This is a genomic window from Leifsonia shinshuensis, from assembly GCF_014217625.1.
Taxonomy (GTDB): domain Bacteria; phylum Actinomycetota; class Actinomycetes; order Actinomycetales; family Microbacteriaceae; genus Leifsonia; species Leifsonia shinshuensis_A.
The window spans coordinates 465564-480354 of the sequence record NZ_CP043641.1; the positions used below are offsets into that span (position 1 = coordinate 465564).

The 14791-nt window shown below is 72.3% G+C and carries 12 protein-coding genes; all 12 read left to right on the top strand.

Translation table 11 applies throughout. From position 1 onward, the window contains the following. Positions 1–48: 48 nt before the first annotated feature. The 12 genes from pyrR (at position 49) to F1C12_RS02345 (ending at position 14740) form a co-directional block, all read left to right on the top strand. Positions 49–621, top strand: a complete 573-nt coding sequence (gene pyrR / locus F1C12_RS02290) for a bifunctional pyr operon transcriptional regulator/uracil phosphoribosyltransferase PyrR (protein ID WP_185277250.1) — start codon at positions 49–51, stop codon at positions 619–621. Next, on the top strand, positions 618–1628 hold the full coding sequence (locus F1C12_RS02295) for an aspartate carbamoyltransferase catalytic subunit (RefSeq protein ID WP_185277251.1): 1011 nt from the start codon (positions 618–620) through the stop codon (positions 1626–1628). The genes pyrR and F1C12_RS02295 overlap by 4 nt, the downstream gene beginning before the upstream one ends. Further along, positions 1625–2950 (top strand): dihydroorotase, encoded by a 1326-nt coding sequence (locus F1C12_RS02300; RefSeq protein ID WP_185277252.1) that lies wholly within the window; start codon positions 1625–1627, stop codon positions 2948–2950. The genes F1C12_RS02295 and F1C12_RS02300 overlap by 4 nt, the downstream gene beginning before the upstream one ends. Beyond that, positions 2943–3470, top strand: a complete 528-nt coding sequence (locus F1C12_RS02305) for a PH-like domain-containing protein (protein WP_185277253.1) — start codon at positions 2943–2945, stop codon at positions 3468–3470. The genes F1C12_RS02300 and F1C12_RS02305 overlap by 8 nt, the downstream gene beginning before the upstream one ends. Further along, a complete protein-coding gene (gene carA / locus F1C12_RS02310) occupies positions 3454–4641 on the top strand; it encodes a glutamine-hydrolyzing carbamoyl-phosphate synthase small subunit (RefSeq protein ID WP_185277254.1) in 1188 nt (395 codons plus the stop codon). Before F1C12_RS02305 ends, carA begins: the two co-directional genes overlap by 17 nt. Further along, the gene (gene carB, locus F1C12_RS02315) at positions 4641–7922 is read left to right on the top strand and encodes a carbamoyl-phosphate synthase large subunit (RefSeq protein ID WP_185277255.1); all 3282 of its coding nucleotides are present in this window, start codon (positions 4641–4643) and stop codon (positions 7920–7922) included. Before carA ends, carB begins: the two co-directional genes overlap by 1 nt. After that, entirely contained in the window at positions 7919–8791 is an 873-nt protein-coding gene (gene pyrF / locus F1C12_RS02320; RefSeq protein WP_258046078.1) for an orotidine-5'-phosphate decarboxylase, read from the top strand. The genes carB and pyrF overlap by 4 nt, the downstream gene beginning before the upstream one ends. Then, positions 8784–9725: a guanylate kinase gene (gmk, locus tag F1C12_RS02325; protein WP_185277256.1), complete on the top strand. Its 942-nt coding sequence runs from the start codon at positions 8784–8786 to the stop codon at positions 9723–9725. Before pyrF ends, gmk begins: the two co-directional genes overlap by 8 nt. A gap of 93 nt (positions 9726–9818) precedes the next feature. After that, positions 9819–10079: a DNA-directed RNA polymerase subunit omega gene (rpoZ, locus tag F1C12_RS02330; protein WP_185277257.1), complete on the top strand. Its 261-nt coding sequence runs from the start codon at positions 9819–9821 to the stop codon at positions 10077–10079. Between the two features lie 107 nt (positions 10080–10186). Then, entirely contained in the window at positions 10187–11470 is a 1284-nt protein-coding gene (locus tag F1C12_RS02335) for a bifunctional phosphopantothenoylcysteine decarboxylase/phosphopantothenate synthase (protein WP_185278737.1), read from the top strand. A gap of 67 nt (positions 11471–11537) precedes the next feature. Further along, positions 11538–12731, top strand: coding sequence for a methionine adenosyltransferase (gene metK / locus F1C12_RS02340; RefSeq protein ID WP_185277258.1), 1194 nt, complete (start codon positions 11538–11540; stop codon positions 12729–12731). Positions 12732–12733: 2 nt separating this feature from the next. Next, the gene (locus F1C12_RS02345) at positions 12734–14740 is read left to right on the top strand and encodes a primosomal protein N' family DNA-binding protein (protein WP_185277259.1); all 2007 of its coding nucleotides are present in this window, start codon (positions 12734–12736) and stop codon (positions 14738–14740) included. Positions 14741–14791 lie beyond the last annotated feature (51 nt).

Sequence of the window (14791 nt, forward strand, 5' to 3'; positions counted from 1 at the left end):
ATTGGCATCCTTTAACAGCCGTCCTGTGAGGCGGGGAAGGAGGTCGGCATGACAGCGCGCACCGTGCTGCAACAGGCTGACATCGCCCGGGCGTTGACTCGGATCTCGCACGAGATCCTGGAGTCCAACCGGGGAACGAACGACCTGGTGATCCTGGGCATCCCGACACGCGGTGTCGTGCTCGCCCGGCGGATCGCCGAGAACATCCAGCGGATCGAGCCGGACTCGGTCGCGTCGCCCGACGACATCGTCGGCTCGCTCGACGTGACGATGTACCGCGACGACCTCTCGCGGCACCCCACCCGGGCGCCGCAGCCCACCTCGCTGCCCGGATCGATCGACGGGCGCACCGTCGTGCTGGTGGACGACGTGCTCTTCTCGGGCCGCACCATCCGCGCGGCGCTCGACGCGCTCAGCGACCTCGGGCGGCCGCGCGCCGTGCGGCTCGCCGTGCTGGTCGACCGCGGGCACCGCGAGCTGCCGATCCGGGCGGACTTCGTCGGCAAGAACCTGCCGTCGGCGGCCTCCGAGCGGATCTTCGTGCGGCTGGACGAGGTCGACGGCGAGGAGTCGGTCACCATCGACGCCCCGGCCGCCCCCACGGAAGGAGCGCGCGCATGAGGCACCTGCTCAGCACCAAGACCCTGTCGCGCGACGACGCGATCACCCTGCTCGACGTGGCAGAGGACATGGCCGACGTGCAGGACCGGGAGGTCAAGAAGCTCCCGACCCTGCGCGGCAAGACGGTGGTCAACCTGTTCTTCGAGGACTCCACCCGCACCCGCATCTCGTTCGAGGCTGCGGCGAAGCGGCTCTCGGCGGACGTGATCAACTTCTCGGCCAAGGGCTCCAGCGTCTCCAAGGGCGAGAGCCTGAAGGACACCGCGCAGACGCTCGCGGCGATGGGCGCGGACGCGGTCGTCGTGCGGCACAGCGCCTCCGGCGCCCCGCAGACGCTCGCGACCAGCGGCTGGATCGACGCGGGCGTGCTCAACGCCGGCGACGGCACCCACGAGCACCCGACCCAGGCGCTGCTCGACGCCTTCACGATGCGGCGACGGCTGCACGGCCGCGGCTCGCGCGGCCGCGACCTCGATGGCGTGAGCGTCACGATCGTCGGCGACATCCTGCACTCCCGGGTCGCCCGCTCCAACGTGTGGCTGCTGCAGACGCTGGGCGCGCACGTGAGCCTGGTCGCGCCGCCCACGCTGCTGCCGGTGGATGTCTCGAGCTGGCCCGCGTCGATCGGCTACGACCTGGACGCGGCGATCGACGCCGACCCGGACGTCGTGATGATGCTGCGCATCCAGGGCGAGCGGATGCACGCCGCCTACTTCCCGTCCGAGCGCGAGTACGCGCGGCGCTGGGGCCTGGACGACGAACGGCTGGGGCGGCTCGGGGCGGATAGCATTGTGATGCATCCGGGACCGATGAACCGCGGCCTGGAGATCTCGGCGGCCGCCGCCGACTCCCCGCGGTCGACGGTGCGGGAGCAGGTCGCCAACGGCGTGTCCGTGCGAATGGCCGCCCTGTACCTGCTGCTGTCGGGCGACCGGATGAATACCCAGACGAGCCAGATGAGCCAGATGAGCCAGACGAGCGAGACGAGCGATGGTGGTGTGCGATGAGTGAGAGCCCGACGCAGAGGTTCCTGATCCGCGGCGCCGCCCTGGCCGACGGAAGCCGCACCGACCTCCTCCTGGCCGACGGACGGATCGCCGCCACCGGTGCCGACGCGAGCGACGCCGGCGCGACCGTGGTCGACGCGGACGGCCTGATCGCCCTCCCGGGCCTGGTCGACCTGCACACCCACCTGCGCGAGCCCGGCTACGAGCAGAGCGAGACCGTCCTGACCGGCACGCGGGCTGCGGCGGCGGGAGGCTTCACCGCGGTCTTCCCGATGGCGAACACCTCCCCGGTGGCCGACACCGCCGGTGTCGTGGAGCAGGTCCTCCGCCTCGGCGAGGCCGCGGGCTACGCCACCGTGCAGCCGATCGGCGCCGTGACCGTGGGCCTGGCGGGGGAGCGCCTGGCCGAGCTCGGTGCGATGGCCGACTCCCGCGCGAAGGTGCGGGTCTTCTCCGACGACGGCAAGTGCGTCTCCGACCCGCTGCTGATGCGCCGCGCGCTGGAGTACGTCAAGGCGTTCGGCGGCGTGATCGCGCAGCACGCGCAGGAGCCCCGGCTCACCGAGGGCGCCCAGATGAACGAGGGCGCGCTGTCCGGCGAGCTGGGCCTGACCGGCTGGCCGGCCGTCGCCGAGGAGTCGATCATCGCCCGCGACGTGCTCCTCGCCGAGCACGTCGGCTCACGGCTGCACGTCTGCCACGTCTCGACCGCCGGCTCGGTCGACGTCATCCGCTGGGCGAAGGCGCGCGGCGTCGACGTCACGGCCGAGGTCACGCCGCACCACCTGCTGCTGACCGAAGACCTCGCGTCCGGCTACGACGCGCGCTACAAGGTGAACCCGCCGCTGCGACGTGCGGAGGACGTGGAGGCGCTGCGCGCCGGCCTCGCGGACGGGACGATCGACATCGTCGCGACCGACCACGCGCCGCACCCGGTGGAGTCCAAGGACTGCGAGTGGGACGCCGCCGCGTTCGGGATGGTCGGGCTGGAGTCCGCCCTCTCGGTCGTGCAGGCATCGGTGGTCGACAACGGCCTCCTCGACTGGAGCGATATCGCGCGCGTTCTCTCGGCGGCCCCGGCCCGGATCGGCCGGCTGGACGGCCACGGCCTCCCGCTGGAGGCGGGCGCGCCCGCGGAGCTGTTCCTCTACGACCCGACCGCCTCGCGCGCGTTCTCGACCGGCGACCTCGCGGGCAAGGGCGTCAACTCGCCCTACCTGTCGATGACGCTGCCGGGCCGGGTGGTGGCGACCTTCCACCGCGGCTACGCGACCGTCCTCGACGGCGCGGTCGTCGAGCAGCTGGAGGTGGCTCGTGGATAAGCTCCTGCCGACCATCGGCATCCTCCTCGTCGTCATCGTCGTCCTCGCGCTCGCGCTGGTCGGCTGGCGCCGGCGGATGCGGCGTGACGCCCCGGCCGGCGGCGGCTACCCGGAGCCGGCGACCGCCGCGGCGGCGACCGCCTCCTCCGACGTGCTCTACGTCGCCACGACCAAGGCGGGCGAGTCCCTGGAGCGCCTGGCGCTGCCGGGGCTGTCCTACCGCGGCAAGGGCACGGTCGACGTCGCCTCCGACGGGGTCCGGCTCCGCGTGACGGGGGAGCAGCCGGTGTTCATCCCGGCGGCGGCGCTCACCGGCGTCGGCGCGGCGACGGTCACGATCGACCGGGTCGTGGAGCGGGACGGCCTGCTCCGGCTCGGCTGGACCACCAGCGGCGGCGCGGCCGCCGACAGCTACTTCCGGGTCGTGGACCCGGCCGGGCGCGGCCTCCTGACCGCGGCCGTGGAAGACATCCTCCCGGGCGGTTCGACGCCCCTCAGTACGAATGAAAGCGAGGTGTGACGTGGCCGCAGCAGAACCTGCCGTGCTCGTCCTCGAAGACGGGAAGCGCTACGTGGGCCGGGCCTACGGCGCCCGCGGGCGGACGCTCGGCGAGGCGGTCTTCGCCACCGGCATGACCGGCTACCAGGAGACCCTGACCGACCCGTCCTACGCGGGCCAGATCGTCCTGATGACGGCGCCGCACATCGGCAACACCGGCACGAACGACGAGGACATGGAGTCCCGCCGGATCTGGGTGGACGGCTTCGTCGTCCGCGAGCCCAGCCGCGTCGTGTCCAACTTCCGCGCGCAGCGCAGCCTCGACGACGACCTCGTCGAGCAGGGCGTCGTCGGCATCAGCGGCATCGACACCCGCGCCGTCACCCGCCACATCCGCTCGGCGGGTGCGATGCGCGCCGGGATCTTCTCCGGCGACGACTTCGGGCTCAGCGACTCCGAGCAGCTGGAGCTCGTGCTCTCCGGCGCGAAGATGTCGGGCCGCAACCTGTCGGCCGAGGTCTCCACCGTCGAGCCGTACACGGTGCCGGCGGTCGGCGAGCGCGTCGGCTCCGTCGCGGTCCTCGACCTGGGCGTCAAGAAGTCCACGCTCGACAACCTCGCCGCACGCGGGCTCGACGTGCACGTCCTCCCGCAGCAGGTCACCGCCGAGCACGTGCTCAGCCTGAACCCGTCCGCGCTGTTCTTCTCGAACGGCCCGGGCGACCCCCAGGCCTCCGACAAGCACGTCGCGCTCCTCCAGGAGACGCTGCGCGCCGGGCTGCCGTACTTCGGCATCTGCTTCGGCAACCAGCTCCTCGGCCGCGCGCTCGGCCTCACCACCTACAAGCTGCCGTTCGGCCACCGCGGGATCAACCAGCCGGTGCTCGACAAGCGCACCGGCCGGGTGGAGATCACCGCCCAGAACCACGGCTTCGCGGTCAAAGCGCCGATCGACGCGACCTTCGACTCGCCGGCCGGGTTCGGCACGGTGGAGGTCAGCCACTTCAGCCTCAACGACAACGTCGTGGAGGGCCTGAACTGCCTCGACCTCGACGCGTTCAGCGTGCAGTACCACCCGGAGGCGGCCGCCGGCCCGCACGACGCCAACTACCTCTTCGACCGGTTCCTGGAGATGATTCACAAGCGTGAGTCCGGTTCGCAGGACGACCAGACCCAGGAAGGCACCGACTGATGCCCAAACGCGACGACATCCACTCCGTCCTGGTCATCGGGTCCGGCCCGATCGTCATCGGCCAGGCCTGCGAGTTCGACTACTCCGGCACCCAGGCCTGCCGCGTGCTCAAGCAGGAGGGCGTTCGCGTCATCCTGGTGAACTCGAACCCGGCCACCATCATGACCGACCCCGACTTCGCCGACGCGACCTACGTCGAGCCGATCACCTGGGAGGTCATCGAGACCATCATCGCCAAGGAGAAGCCGGATGCGATCCTGCCGACCCTCGGCGGCCAGACCGCGCTCAACGCGGCCATGCAGCTGCACGAGCACGGCATCCTGGAGAAGTACGGCGTCGAGCTGATCGGCGCCAAGTTCGAGGCCATCCAGAAGGGCGAGGACCGCCAGATCTTCAAGGAGCTCGTGGTCGAGGCGGGCGCCGAGGTCGCGCGCTCGCACATCGCGCACACCGTCGAGGAGGCGCTGGAGTTCGCCGAGGACCTGGGCTATCCGCTCGTCGTCCGACCGTCCTTCACGATGGGCGGGCTCGGCTCCGGCTTCGCCTACACGCCCGAGGACCTGCGCCGGATCGCCGGCGACGGCATCCACCAGAGCCCGACCAGCGAGGTGCTCCTGGAGGAGTCCATCCTCGGCTGGAAGGAGTACGAGCTCGAGCTGATGCGCGACACCTCCGACAACACGGTGGTCGTCTGCTCCATCGAGAACGTCGACCCGGTCGGCGTGCACACCGGCGACTCGATCACCGTCGCGCCCGCGCTGACCCTGACCGACCGCGAGTACCAGAAGCTGCGCGACATCGGCATCGACATCATCCGCGCGGTGGGCGTCGACACCGGCGGCTGCAACATCCAGTTCGCGGTGAACCCGGAGAACGGCCGGATCATCGTCATCGAGATGAACCCGCGCGTGTCGCGCTCGTCGGCGCTGGCGTCGAAGGCCACCGGCTTCCCGATCGCGAAGATCGCCGCGAAGCTCGCCATCGGCTACCGGTTGGACGAGATCCCCAACGACATCACCCGGGTGACCCCGGCGAGCTTCGAGCCGACGCTCGACTACGTCGTCGTCAAGGTGCCGCGGTTCGCGTTCGAGAAGTTCCCGGCCGCCGACCCGACGCTGACCACCACCATGAAGTCGGTGGGCGAGGCGATGGCGATCGGCCGCAGCTTCACGAGCGCGCTGCAGAAGGCGCTCCGCTCGCTGGAGAAGCGCGGGTCGTCCTTCCACTGGGGCGCCGAGTCCCGCACGGTGGAGGAGCTGCTGGAGTCGATCGCGACGCCGACCGACGGCCGGATCGTGGACGTGCAGCAGGCCCTGCGCCTGGGCGCGACGCCCGAGCAGGTGTTCGAGGCCACCAAGATCGACCCCTGGTTCATCGACCAGATCGTCCTGATCAACGAGGTCGCCGAGCAGCTGCGCGACGCCGAGACGCTCGACACCGACACCCTCCGCTACGCCAAGGACCACGGCTTCTCCGACGCCCAGATCGGCGAGCTGCGCGGCTTCGGCGAGGCCGATGTCCGCGAGGTGCGGCACATCCTCGGCGTGCGCCCGGTCTACAAGACGGTCGACACCTGCGCGGGCGAGTTCCCCGCGCTCACGCCGTACCACTACTCGAGCTACGACGAGGAGACGGAGGTCGCCGCCAGCGACACCCGCAAGGTCGTCATCCTCGGCTCGGGCCCGAACCGCATCGGCCAGGGCGTCGAGTTCGACTACTCCTGCGTTCACGCCTCGTTCGCGCTGCACGACGCCGGGTTCGAGACGATCATGATCAACTGCAACCCGGAGACGGTCTCGACCGACTACGACACCTCCGACCGCCTATACTTCGAGCCGCTGACGCTGGAGGACGTGCTGGAGGTCATCCACGCCGAGTCGCAGTCCGGCGAGCTGGTCGGCGTCGTCGTGCAGCTCGGCGGCCAGACCGCCCTCGGCCTCGCCAAGGGCCTGGAGGCCGCCGGCGTCCCGATCCTCGGCACGACCCCGGAGGCCATCGACCTGGCGGAGGAGCGCGGCCTGTTCGCCGGGATCCTCGAGAACGCCGGGCTGCTCGCCCCGCGCAACGGCACCGCGATCGACTTCCCGAGCGCCGCGCACGCCGCGGAGCAGATCGGCTACCCGGTGCTCGTCCGCCCCAGCTTCGTGCTCGGCGGCCGCGGCATGGAGATCGTCTACGACACCGCGTCGCTCGCGGACTACTTCGAGCGCGTCGCCGGCCAGGGCATCGTCGGACCGGCGCACCCGCTGCTGGTCGACCGGTTCCTGGACGACGCGATCGAGATCGATGTCGACGCGCTGTACGACGGCGAGCGGCTGTACATCGGCGGCGTCATGGAGCACATCGAGGAGGCCGGCATCCACTCCGGCGACTCCAGCTGCACCCTGCCGCCGATCACGCTCGGTCGCCGCGAGATCGACCGCGTGCGCGAGGCGACGCTGAAGATCGCCGAGGGCATCGGCGTCCGCGGCCTGCTGAACGTGCAGTTCGCGATCGGCGCCGGTGTGCTCTACGTGCTGGAGGCCAACCCGCGCGCGTCGCGCACCGTCCCGTTCGTGTCCAAGGCGCTCGGCATCCCGCTCGCCAAGGCCGCGTCGCGGATCATGGTCGGCGACACCGTCACCGGCCTGATCGAGGAGGGCCTGCTGCCGGTGACCGACGGCTCGATCATCCCGATGGACTCGCCGGTCGCCGTCAAGGAGGCCGTGCTGCCGTTCAAGCGATTCCGCACCCGCGAGGGCAAGATCGTCGACTCGGTGCTCGGCCCGGAGATGCGCTCGACCGGCGAGGTCATGGGCATCGATCGCGACTTCCCGACCGCGTTCGCGAAGAGCCAGGCCGCGGCCTACGGCGGCATGCCGCTGGAGGGCACCGTGTTCGTCTCGGTCTCCGACCGCGACAAGCGCGCGATCGTCCTCCCGGTGCTGCGGCTCAAGCAGCTCGGCTATGACATCGTCGCCACCGAGGGCACGGCGGAGGTGCTCAACCGCAACGGCATCGCCGCGCGCATCGTTCGCAAGTTCAGCGAGGCGCCGGAGGAGGACTCGGTCGTCGGGCTCATCACGCGCAACGAGGTGGACGTCGTCATCAACACGCCGAGCGGCCGCTCCGCCCGCGCGGACGGCTACGAGATCCGCGCCGCGGCGGTGGCCGGCGACAAGCCGCTGTTCACCACGATCGCCGAGCTGAGCGCCGCCGTCGCGTCGCTCGACGCGGTGCGCGAGGGCTTCGAGGTGACGTCGCTGCAGGAGTACGCCCGGCAGAGGGCCGCGCGGGCGTGACGGGGCCGACCACGGTGTCGTTCGGCGACCGCCTGGCCGCCGCGTTCGGAGCGCACGGCCGGCTGTGCGTCGGCGTCGACCCGCACGCGCACCTGCTGGCGGACTGGGGCCTGGACGCCTCGGCCGCCGGCGTGCGCGCGTTCGGCCTGCGCGTGGTGGAGGCCGCCGCGGGCCGGGCCGGGATCGTGAAACCGCAGGTGGCGTTCTTCGAGCGCTACGGGTCAGCGGGCTACGCCGCGCTGGAGGACGTCATCCGCGCCGCGCGCGACGCCGGCCTGCTGGTGATCGCCGACGCCAAGCGCGGCGACATCGGCACGAGCGTCGCGGCGTACGCCGAGGCGTGGCTGACCCCGGGCTCGCCGCTGGAGGCCGACGCGATGACGATCGCGGCCTTCCAGGGCGTCGGGTCCATCGCCGAGCCGATGCGCCTCGCGGAGGCGACCGGCAAGGGCCTGTTCGTGCTCGCCGCGACCTCCAACCCGGAGGCCGCGGTCATCCAGCAGGCGGTCGTCGCGGACGGGCCCCGTGCCGGCCTGACGGTCGCCCGTGCGATCATCGAAGACGTGCACTCGTTCAACCAGGAGCAGCCCCCGCATCCCTTCGGCACGGTCGGACTGGTGCTCGGCGCCACCGTCGCGCTGGGGGAGTACGGGATCGACACCGCGACCCAGGTCGCGCCGGCCGTGCCGGTGCTGGCACCGGGCTTCGGCCACCAGGGCGCGCAGGTCTCCGACGTCCGGCGGATCTTCGGGTCGTTCGCGCCCGGCGTGATCGTCAGCGAGTCCCGGGGGCTGCTGACCGCCGGCCCGGACGGGCTGGCCGACGCCATCGCCCGCCGCGCGGAGGAGGTGCGCGCCAGCCATGGCTGAGCCCGGCACCGAGACCACCGCCTCCCGCCGCCCGGCGCCGCCGGAGGTCGACCGCACCGCCGCGTCCGCCGCGGCCGTCGCCGCCCGCCGCGCCCGCGCCGCCGTCAAGAACGCGATCGCCGCCCGCGAGGTCTCGCCGCTGGTCGTGCTCGACCACGCGACCGCGAACCCCGACGGCGTCGAGGGCCGGCTGCGCGTCACAGAGTTCCTGCTGTCCGTCCCCGCGATCGGCACGACGAAGATGCACGAGGCCCTGCAGCGGCTGGGGATCTCACCGGCCAAGCGCCTCGGCGGCCTCGGACGCCACCAGCGGCTGAAGCTGCGCGAGTACCTGATCGAACGCGAGAACCGCGCGGGCCGCCGCCGCCAGCAGCTCGTGGTGCTCGCCGGCCCGACCGCGGTCGGCAAGGGGACGGTCTCGACCTACATCCGGGAGAACTACCCGGAGGTGCTGCTGTCGGTCTCCGCGACCACGCGCGCGCCGCGGCCCGGCGAGGTCCACGGGGTCAACTACTACTTCGTCGACGACGCCGAGTTCGACCGGATGATCGAGCACGGCGAGCTCCTGGAGCACGCCACCGTGCACAACGCCTACCGCTACGGCACGCCCCGCGGGCCGATCGAGGCGGCGCTGGAGGAGGGCAGGAGCGTCCTGCTGGAGATCGACCTCCAGGGCGCCCGCCAGGTGCGCGAGTCGATGCCGGAGGCCCGGCTGATCTTCCTGCTGCCGCCGACCTGGGACGAGCTGGTCCGCCGCCTGATCGGGCGCGGCACCGAGGAGGCCGCAGAGCAGCAGCGCAGGCTCGAGACCGCCAAGGTGGAACTGGCCGCCCAGGACGAGTTCGACTACCGTGTGGTCAACCACACGGTCGCTGAGGCCGCCCGGGAGGTCGTAGACTTGATGAAGGTCCGCGCGGCGCCGTCGCGCCCGTAGGCCGGATTCGTAGCGTCGATACCGGCGCCATTCCCAGTCTCTCCGCGTCTCGACACCGCGAGGCCCGGAAGCACAACAGAGAGGGTTACCGCAATGGCAACCACCAACAACGGCATCATCGACCCGCCCATCGACGACCTCCTGGCCCGCGTCGAGTCCAAGTACGCGCTGGTCATCTTCGCCTCCAAGCGCGCCCGCCAGATCAACGACTACTACGCCGACCTGCACGAGGGCAGCCTGTTCGACAACGTCGGCCCGCTGGTCGACTCCTCCGTCGACGACAAGCCCCTCTCGGTCGCGCTGCACGAGATCAACGAGGACAAGCTCGTCATCAAGCCGCTGGCCGCGGAGTAACCTCCGGACCGTCCGGCAGACAGAGAGCCGCCGACCGAGCGCAACAGAACGACCGCAGCCGGGACCGTGTCCCGCTGGCTGGAGGAGATGCCGCCGTGAGCCCACGATTGACCGTCGTCGTCGGAGTGACCGGCGGCATCGCCGCGTACAAAGCCGTCGGCGTCATCCGCGCACTGGTGCTCGAAGGGCACTCCGTGCACGTCGTGGCGACGGAGGCCGCGCTGCGGTTCGTGGGGCGCCCGACGCTGGAGGCGATCAGCCGCAACCCGGTCGCGACCGACCTCTACGAGGGCGTCGCCGAGGTGCGGCACGTCGCGATCGGCCAGTCCGCCGACCTCATCGTCATCGCCCCCGCGACGGCGAACACCCTGGCCAAGCTCGCCGCCGGCATCGCCGACGACCTGCTCGGCAACACCGTCCTCGCCTCCACGGCCCCGCTCGTCGTCGCCCCGGCGATGCACACCGAGATGTGGCGCAACCCCGCCACGGTCGCCAACGTCGCCACGCTCCGCAGCCGCGGCGTCACCGTCGTGGGCCCGGCCTCCGGACAGCTCACCGGCGCCGACTCCGGCCCCGGACGCATGGAGGAGCCAGACACGATCGTGCGCGCCGCCCTGCGCGCCGCCGGGCTCTCGCCGCGCCTGGCCGTCTCGGCCGTCCCCGAGCCGGTCGCCGACGTCGTGGTGCTCTCCGAGCGCCGCCGGGCCAACGAGGCCTCCCGCCGGCCGCGCGGGGGCGTCGACCTCGCCGGCAAGCGCGTCGTCGTGACCGCAGGCGGCACCCGGGAGCCGCTGGACCCTGTGCGCTTCCTCGGCAACCGGTCGAGCGGCCGGCAGGGCGTCGCCGTCGCCGCGGCGGCGCAGGCCAGGGGAGCCGAGGTGGTCCTCATCGCCGCGCACCTGGAGGTCGACCCGCCCGAGGGCGTCGAGCTCGTCGAGGTGCAGACCGCGCTGGAGCTGCAGGAGGCCGTCACCGAGGCCGCGCGCTCGGCCGACCTGGTCGTCATGACCGCCGCTGTCGCCGACTACCGGCCCGCCGTCATGCGCGACTCCAAGATCAAGAAGTCCGAGGCCGGCCAGAGCCTGACGCTCGAGCTGATCGCCAACCCGGACATCCTCGCCGGGCTCTCCGCCGCCAAGCGCGACGGCCAGGTCGTCGTCGGCTTCGCCGCGGAGACCGAGCCGGACCCCTCGACCCTCATCGAGCTGGGCCGCAGCAAGCTCGCCGCGAAGGGCAGCGACTTCCTCGTCCTCAACCAGGTCGGCTGGGAGCAGGGCTTCGCAACGGAGAGCAACGAGGTCGTAGTCCTGCGCAGGGGCGGCGATATAGTGATGGAGGCCTCGGGGAGCAAGCTGTCGGTGGCCGACCGTATCTTGGACGTCGTCGTCTAGTCGTCGACCAGGGCCATGGCATCCGCCGGCCCCACTCCGCACCGCGATCAACGATCAGGGAGAACCAATGGCAGATCTGCGCCTCTTCACGTCTGAGTCGGTCACAGAGGGCCACCCCGACAAGATCTGCGACCAGATCTCCGACAGCATCCTGGACGCGCTGCTCGCGGTGGACCCGCACAGCCGCGTCGCCGTGGAGACGCTGGTCACCACCGGGCTCGTCCACGTCGCAGGCGAGGTGACGACGAAGGGCTACGTCGAGATCCCGGCGCTGGTGCGCGAGAAGATCGTGGAGATCGGCTACGACTCGTCCGACGTGAGCTTCGACGGCACGCAGTGCGGTGTGTCCGTCTCGATCGGCGCGCAGTCGCCCGACATCGCCCAGGGCGTCGACAACGCGTTCGAGTCGCGCACCGAGCAGAGCACCGACGACCTCGACCGCCAGGGCGCGGGAGACCAGGGCATCATGTTCGGCTTCGCCACCACCGAGACGCCGCAGTACATGCCGCTGCCGATCTGGCTGGCGCACCGCCTCGCCGAGCGCCTGGCCACCGTGCGCAAGGACGGCACGCTCGACTACCTCCGCCCGGACGGCAAGACCCAGGTCACCATCGGCTACGAGGGCCACACGCCGCGTTCGGTGGAGACGGTCGTGCTCTCGACCCAGCACGCTCCGCACATCTCCAGCGAACAGCTCCAGGCCGAGGTGGTCGAGGAGGTCATCGCCCCGGTCATGCACGCAGCGGGGCTGGAGACCAAGCACATCCGCACGCTGATCAACCCGACCGGCCGGTTCGAGATCGGCGGCCCGAAGGGCGACGCCGGGCTCACCGGGCGCAAGATCATCGTCGACACCTACGGCGGCGCGAGCCGCCACGGCGGCGGCGCGTTCTCCGGCAAGGACCCGTCGAAGGTCGACCGCTCGGCCGCGTACGCGATGCGCTGGGTCGCGAAGAACGCCGTCGCGGCGGGGCTCGCCGACCGGCTCGAGGTGCAGATCGCGTACGCGATCGGCAAGGCCGCACCGGTCGGGCTCTACGTCGAGTCGTTCGGCACCGGCACGGTGTCCGACGAGCGCATCATCCACGCCATCCGCGAGGTGTTCGACCTGCGCCCGGCCGCGATCGTGCGCGACCTCGACCTCCTGCGGCCGATCTACGCGCAGACGGCGACCTACGGCCACTTCGGCCGCGAACTCCCCGACTTCACCTGGGAGCGGCTGGACCGCGTCGACGACCTGCGCTCCGCCGCGGGGCTGTAACGGTGACGGCGGCCGCCACGGTCGCCCGTGTGGTCCTCGACTCCCCGCTGCCCCAGCTCGACCACCTCTTCGACTACAGCGTCCCGGAGGAGCTCGCCGCGCAGGCGGTCCCCGGGGTGCGGGTGCGCGTGCCGCTGCGCTCCGCAGGTCGCGTGGCCGACGGCTACCTGGTGGAGCTCGCGGAGCCCGACGACGCGTTCTCCGGAACCCTGAGCCCGCTGGAGGCCGTGGTGTCTCCGGTGCCGGTGCTCACCGAGCCGGTCTGGCGGCTGGCGCGCCGGCTCGCGGACCGCAGTGCCGGGACAGCCAGCGATATCCTCCGGCTCGCGGTGCCGCCGCGCATGGTTCGGGTGGAGAAGGCGTGGCTGGCGGCGCAGGATGCGGACGCACCCGCCGCTGAGGGGCCCGCCGAAGCGGCGCCCGCGGCGTTCCCGGTGCGTGGCTACGCCGCCGGCGTCCTGGAGGCCGCGGTCGCGGCGGGGGAGCGCATCGCTCTGCGCCCGATCCCGCGGCTCAGCCGGCTCCCGGACGGCACGTGGGTCGGGGAGTGGGCCATCACGCTCGCCGCGCTCGCGACGGCCACCTGGCGTGCGGGACGCACCGCCATCGTCGCCGTCCCCGACCACCGCGACCTGGAGCAGCTGGCGGCCGCGCTGGCGGCGATCGCCCCGGCCTCCGCCGTCGTCCGCGCCGACGCCTCGCAGTCGAACCCCGATCGCTACAAGGGTTTCCTCGCCTCGCTCTCCGGGCCGCGCATCGTCATCGGCAACCGCTCGGTGGTCTACGCCCCGGCCGCCCGGCTCGGGCTGGTCGTGGTGTGGGAGGACAGCGACCCGCTGTTCGCCGAGCCGCTGAGCCCGTACGTCCACACCCGCGACGCCGCGCTCGTACGGCAGGAGCTGGACGGAGGCGCGCTCGTGCTGAGCGGGCTGGTGCGCAGCGTCGAGGCGCAGCGGCTGGTCGACCTGGGCTGGCTGCGCGACCTCGGCCCAGAGCGCGCGCACACCGCCAAGGTCGTGCTCACCGCGAACCAGAGCGCCGACGAGCCGGCCGCCCGCGCCGCGCGCATCCCGTCGTCCGCCTGGCGGGCCGCCCGGGAGGCGCTGAGCGGCGAGAGCGGGAGGCCGCGCGGGCCGGTGCTCGTCCAGGTCGCCCGGCCCGGCTACGTCCCGGTGCTGTCGTGCGCGCACTGCGGTCAGGCGGCGCGCTGCGCCCGCTGTGCCGGCCCGCTCGGGCAGCGCAGGGCCGGAGCGACCCCGTCGTGTGGCTGGTGCGGCGCCCTCGCGACCGACTGGCACTGCGAGCGCTGCGAGCACACCAAGCTCCGGACGGTGACGCCGGGCTCTGGCCGCACCGCCGAGGAGCTGGGCCGCGCCTTCCCCGGCACCCGCGTCATCCTCGCGGACGGCGACCACCCGGTGCTCCGCGTCGGCGCCGCCCCCGCGCTCGTCGTCGCCACCCGCGGCGCCGAGCCGATCGCCGAGGGCGGCTACCAGGCGGTGCTGCTGCTCGACGGCGAGCGGATGCTGTCCAGGGAGACCCTGCACGTCGCCGAGGACTGCCTGCGCTGGTGGACCAGCGCCGCGGTGCTGGCCGCCGCCGGCGCCCCGACCGTGCTCGTCGGCGTCTCCGGCGACCTCGCGCGCGACTTCGCGACCGGCCGCCTGGTCGACTTCGCGCGTGAGGAGCTGACCGACCGCCGCCAGCTCCGCTTCCCGCCCGCCGTACGGCTGGCCTCCGTGACCGGGGCAGCCGAGGCGGTCGACGGGGTGCTGAAGGCCGTCGACCCCGGCCTGCTGATCGACGTGCTCGGTCCCGCGGAGGTGGACGAGAAGTCGGTCCGCGCCATTCTGCGGTTCGAGTACGCGAAGGGCGCGGAGGTGGCCGCGGCCGTGCGCGCGAGGGTCGTGCGCAACGCCACCCAGCGCCGCCGTGCCCCCGGGGGCCGCCCCGGCTACCGTCCCGCGCCGACGCTCCGCGTCCGCTTCGACGACCCCGAGATCCTCTGAGCACCGCTGAACGCGTGCGGGGCGCGGGTAGACTCGGGGGCTGGACTGAAC

Coding starts and splice junctions, on each gene's coding strand:
- pyrR (WP_185277250.1), top strand. CDS start 49: ATGACAGCGCGCACCGTGCTGCAACAGGCTGACATCGCCCGGGCGTTG.
- F1C12_RS02295 (WP_185277251.1), top strand. CDS start 618: ATGAGGCACCTGCTCAGCACCAAGACCCTGTCGCGCGACGACGCGATC.
- F1C12_RS02300 (WP_185277252.1), top strand. CDS start 1,625: ATGAGTGAGAGCCCGACGCAGAGGTTCCTGATCCGCGGCGCCGCCCTG.
- carA (WP_185277254.1), top strand. CDS start 3,454: ATGAAAGCGAGGTGTGACGTGGCCGCAGCAGAACCTGCCGTGCTCGTC.
- carB (WP_185277255.1), top strand. CDS start 4,641: ATGCCCAAACGCGACGACATCCACTCCGTCCTGGTCATCGGGTCCGGC.
- gmk (WP_185277256.1), top strand. CDS start 8,784: ATGGCTGAGCCCGGCACCGAGACCACCGCCTCCCGCCGCCCGGCGCCG.
- rpoZ (WP_185277257.1), top strand. CDS start 9,819: ATGGCAACCACCAACAACGGCATCATCGACCCGCCCATCGACGACCTC.
- metK (WP_185277258.1), top strand. CDS start 11,538: ATGGCAGATCTGCGCCTCTTCACGTCTGAGTCGGTCACAGAGGGCCAC.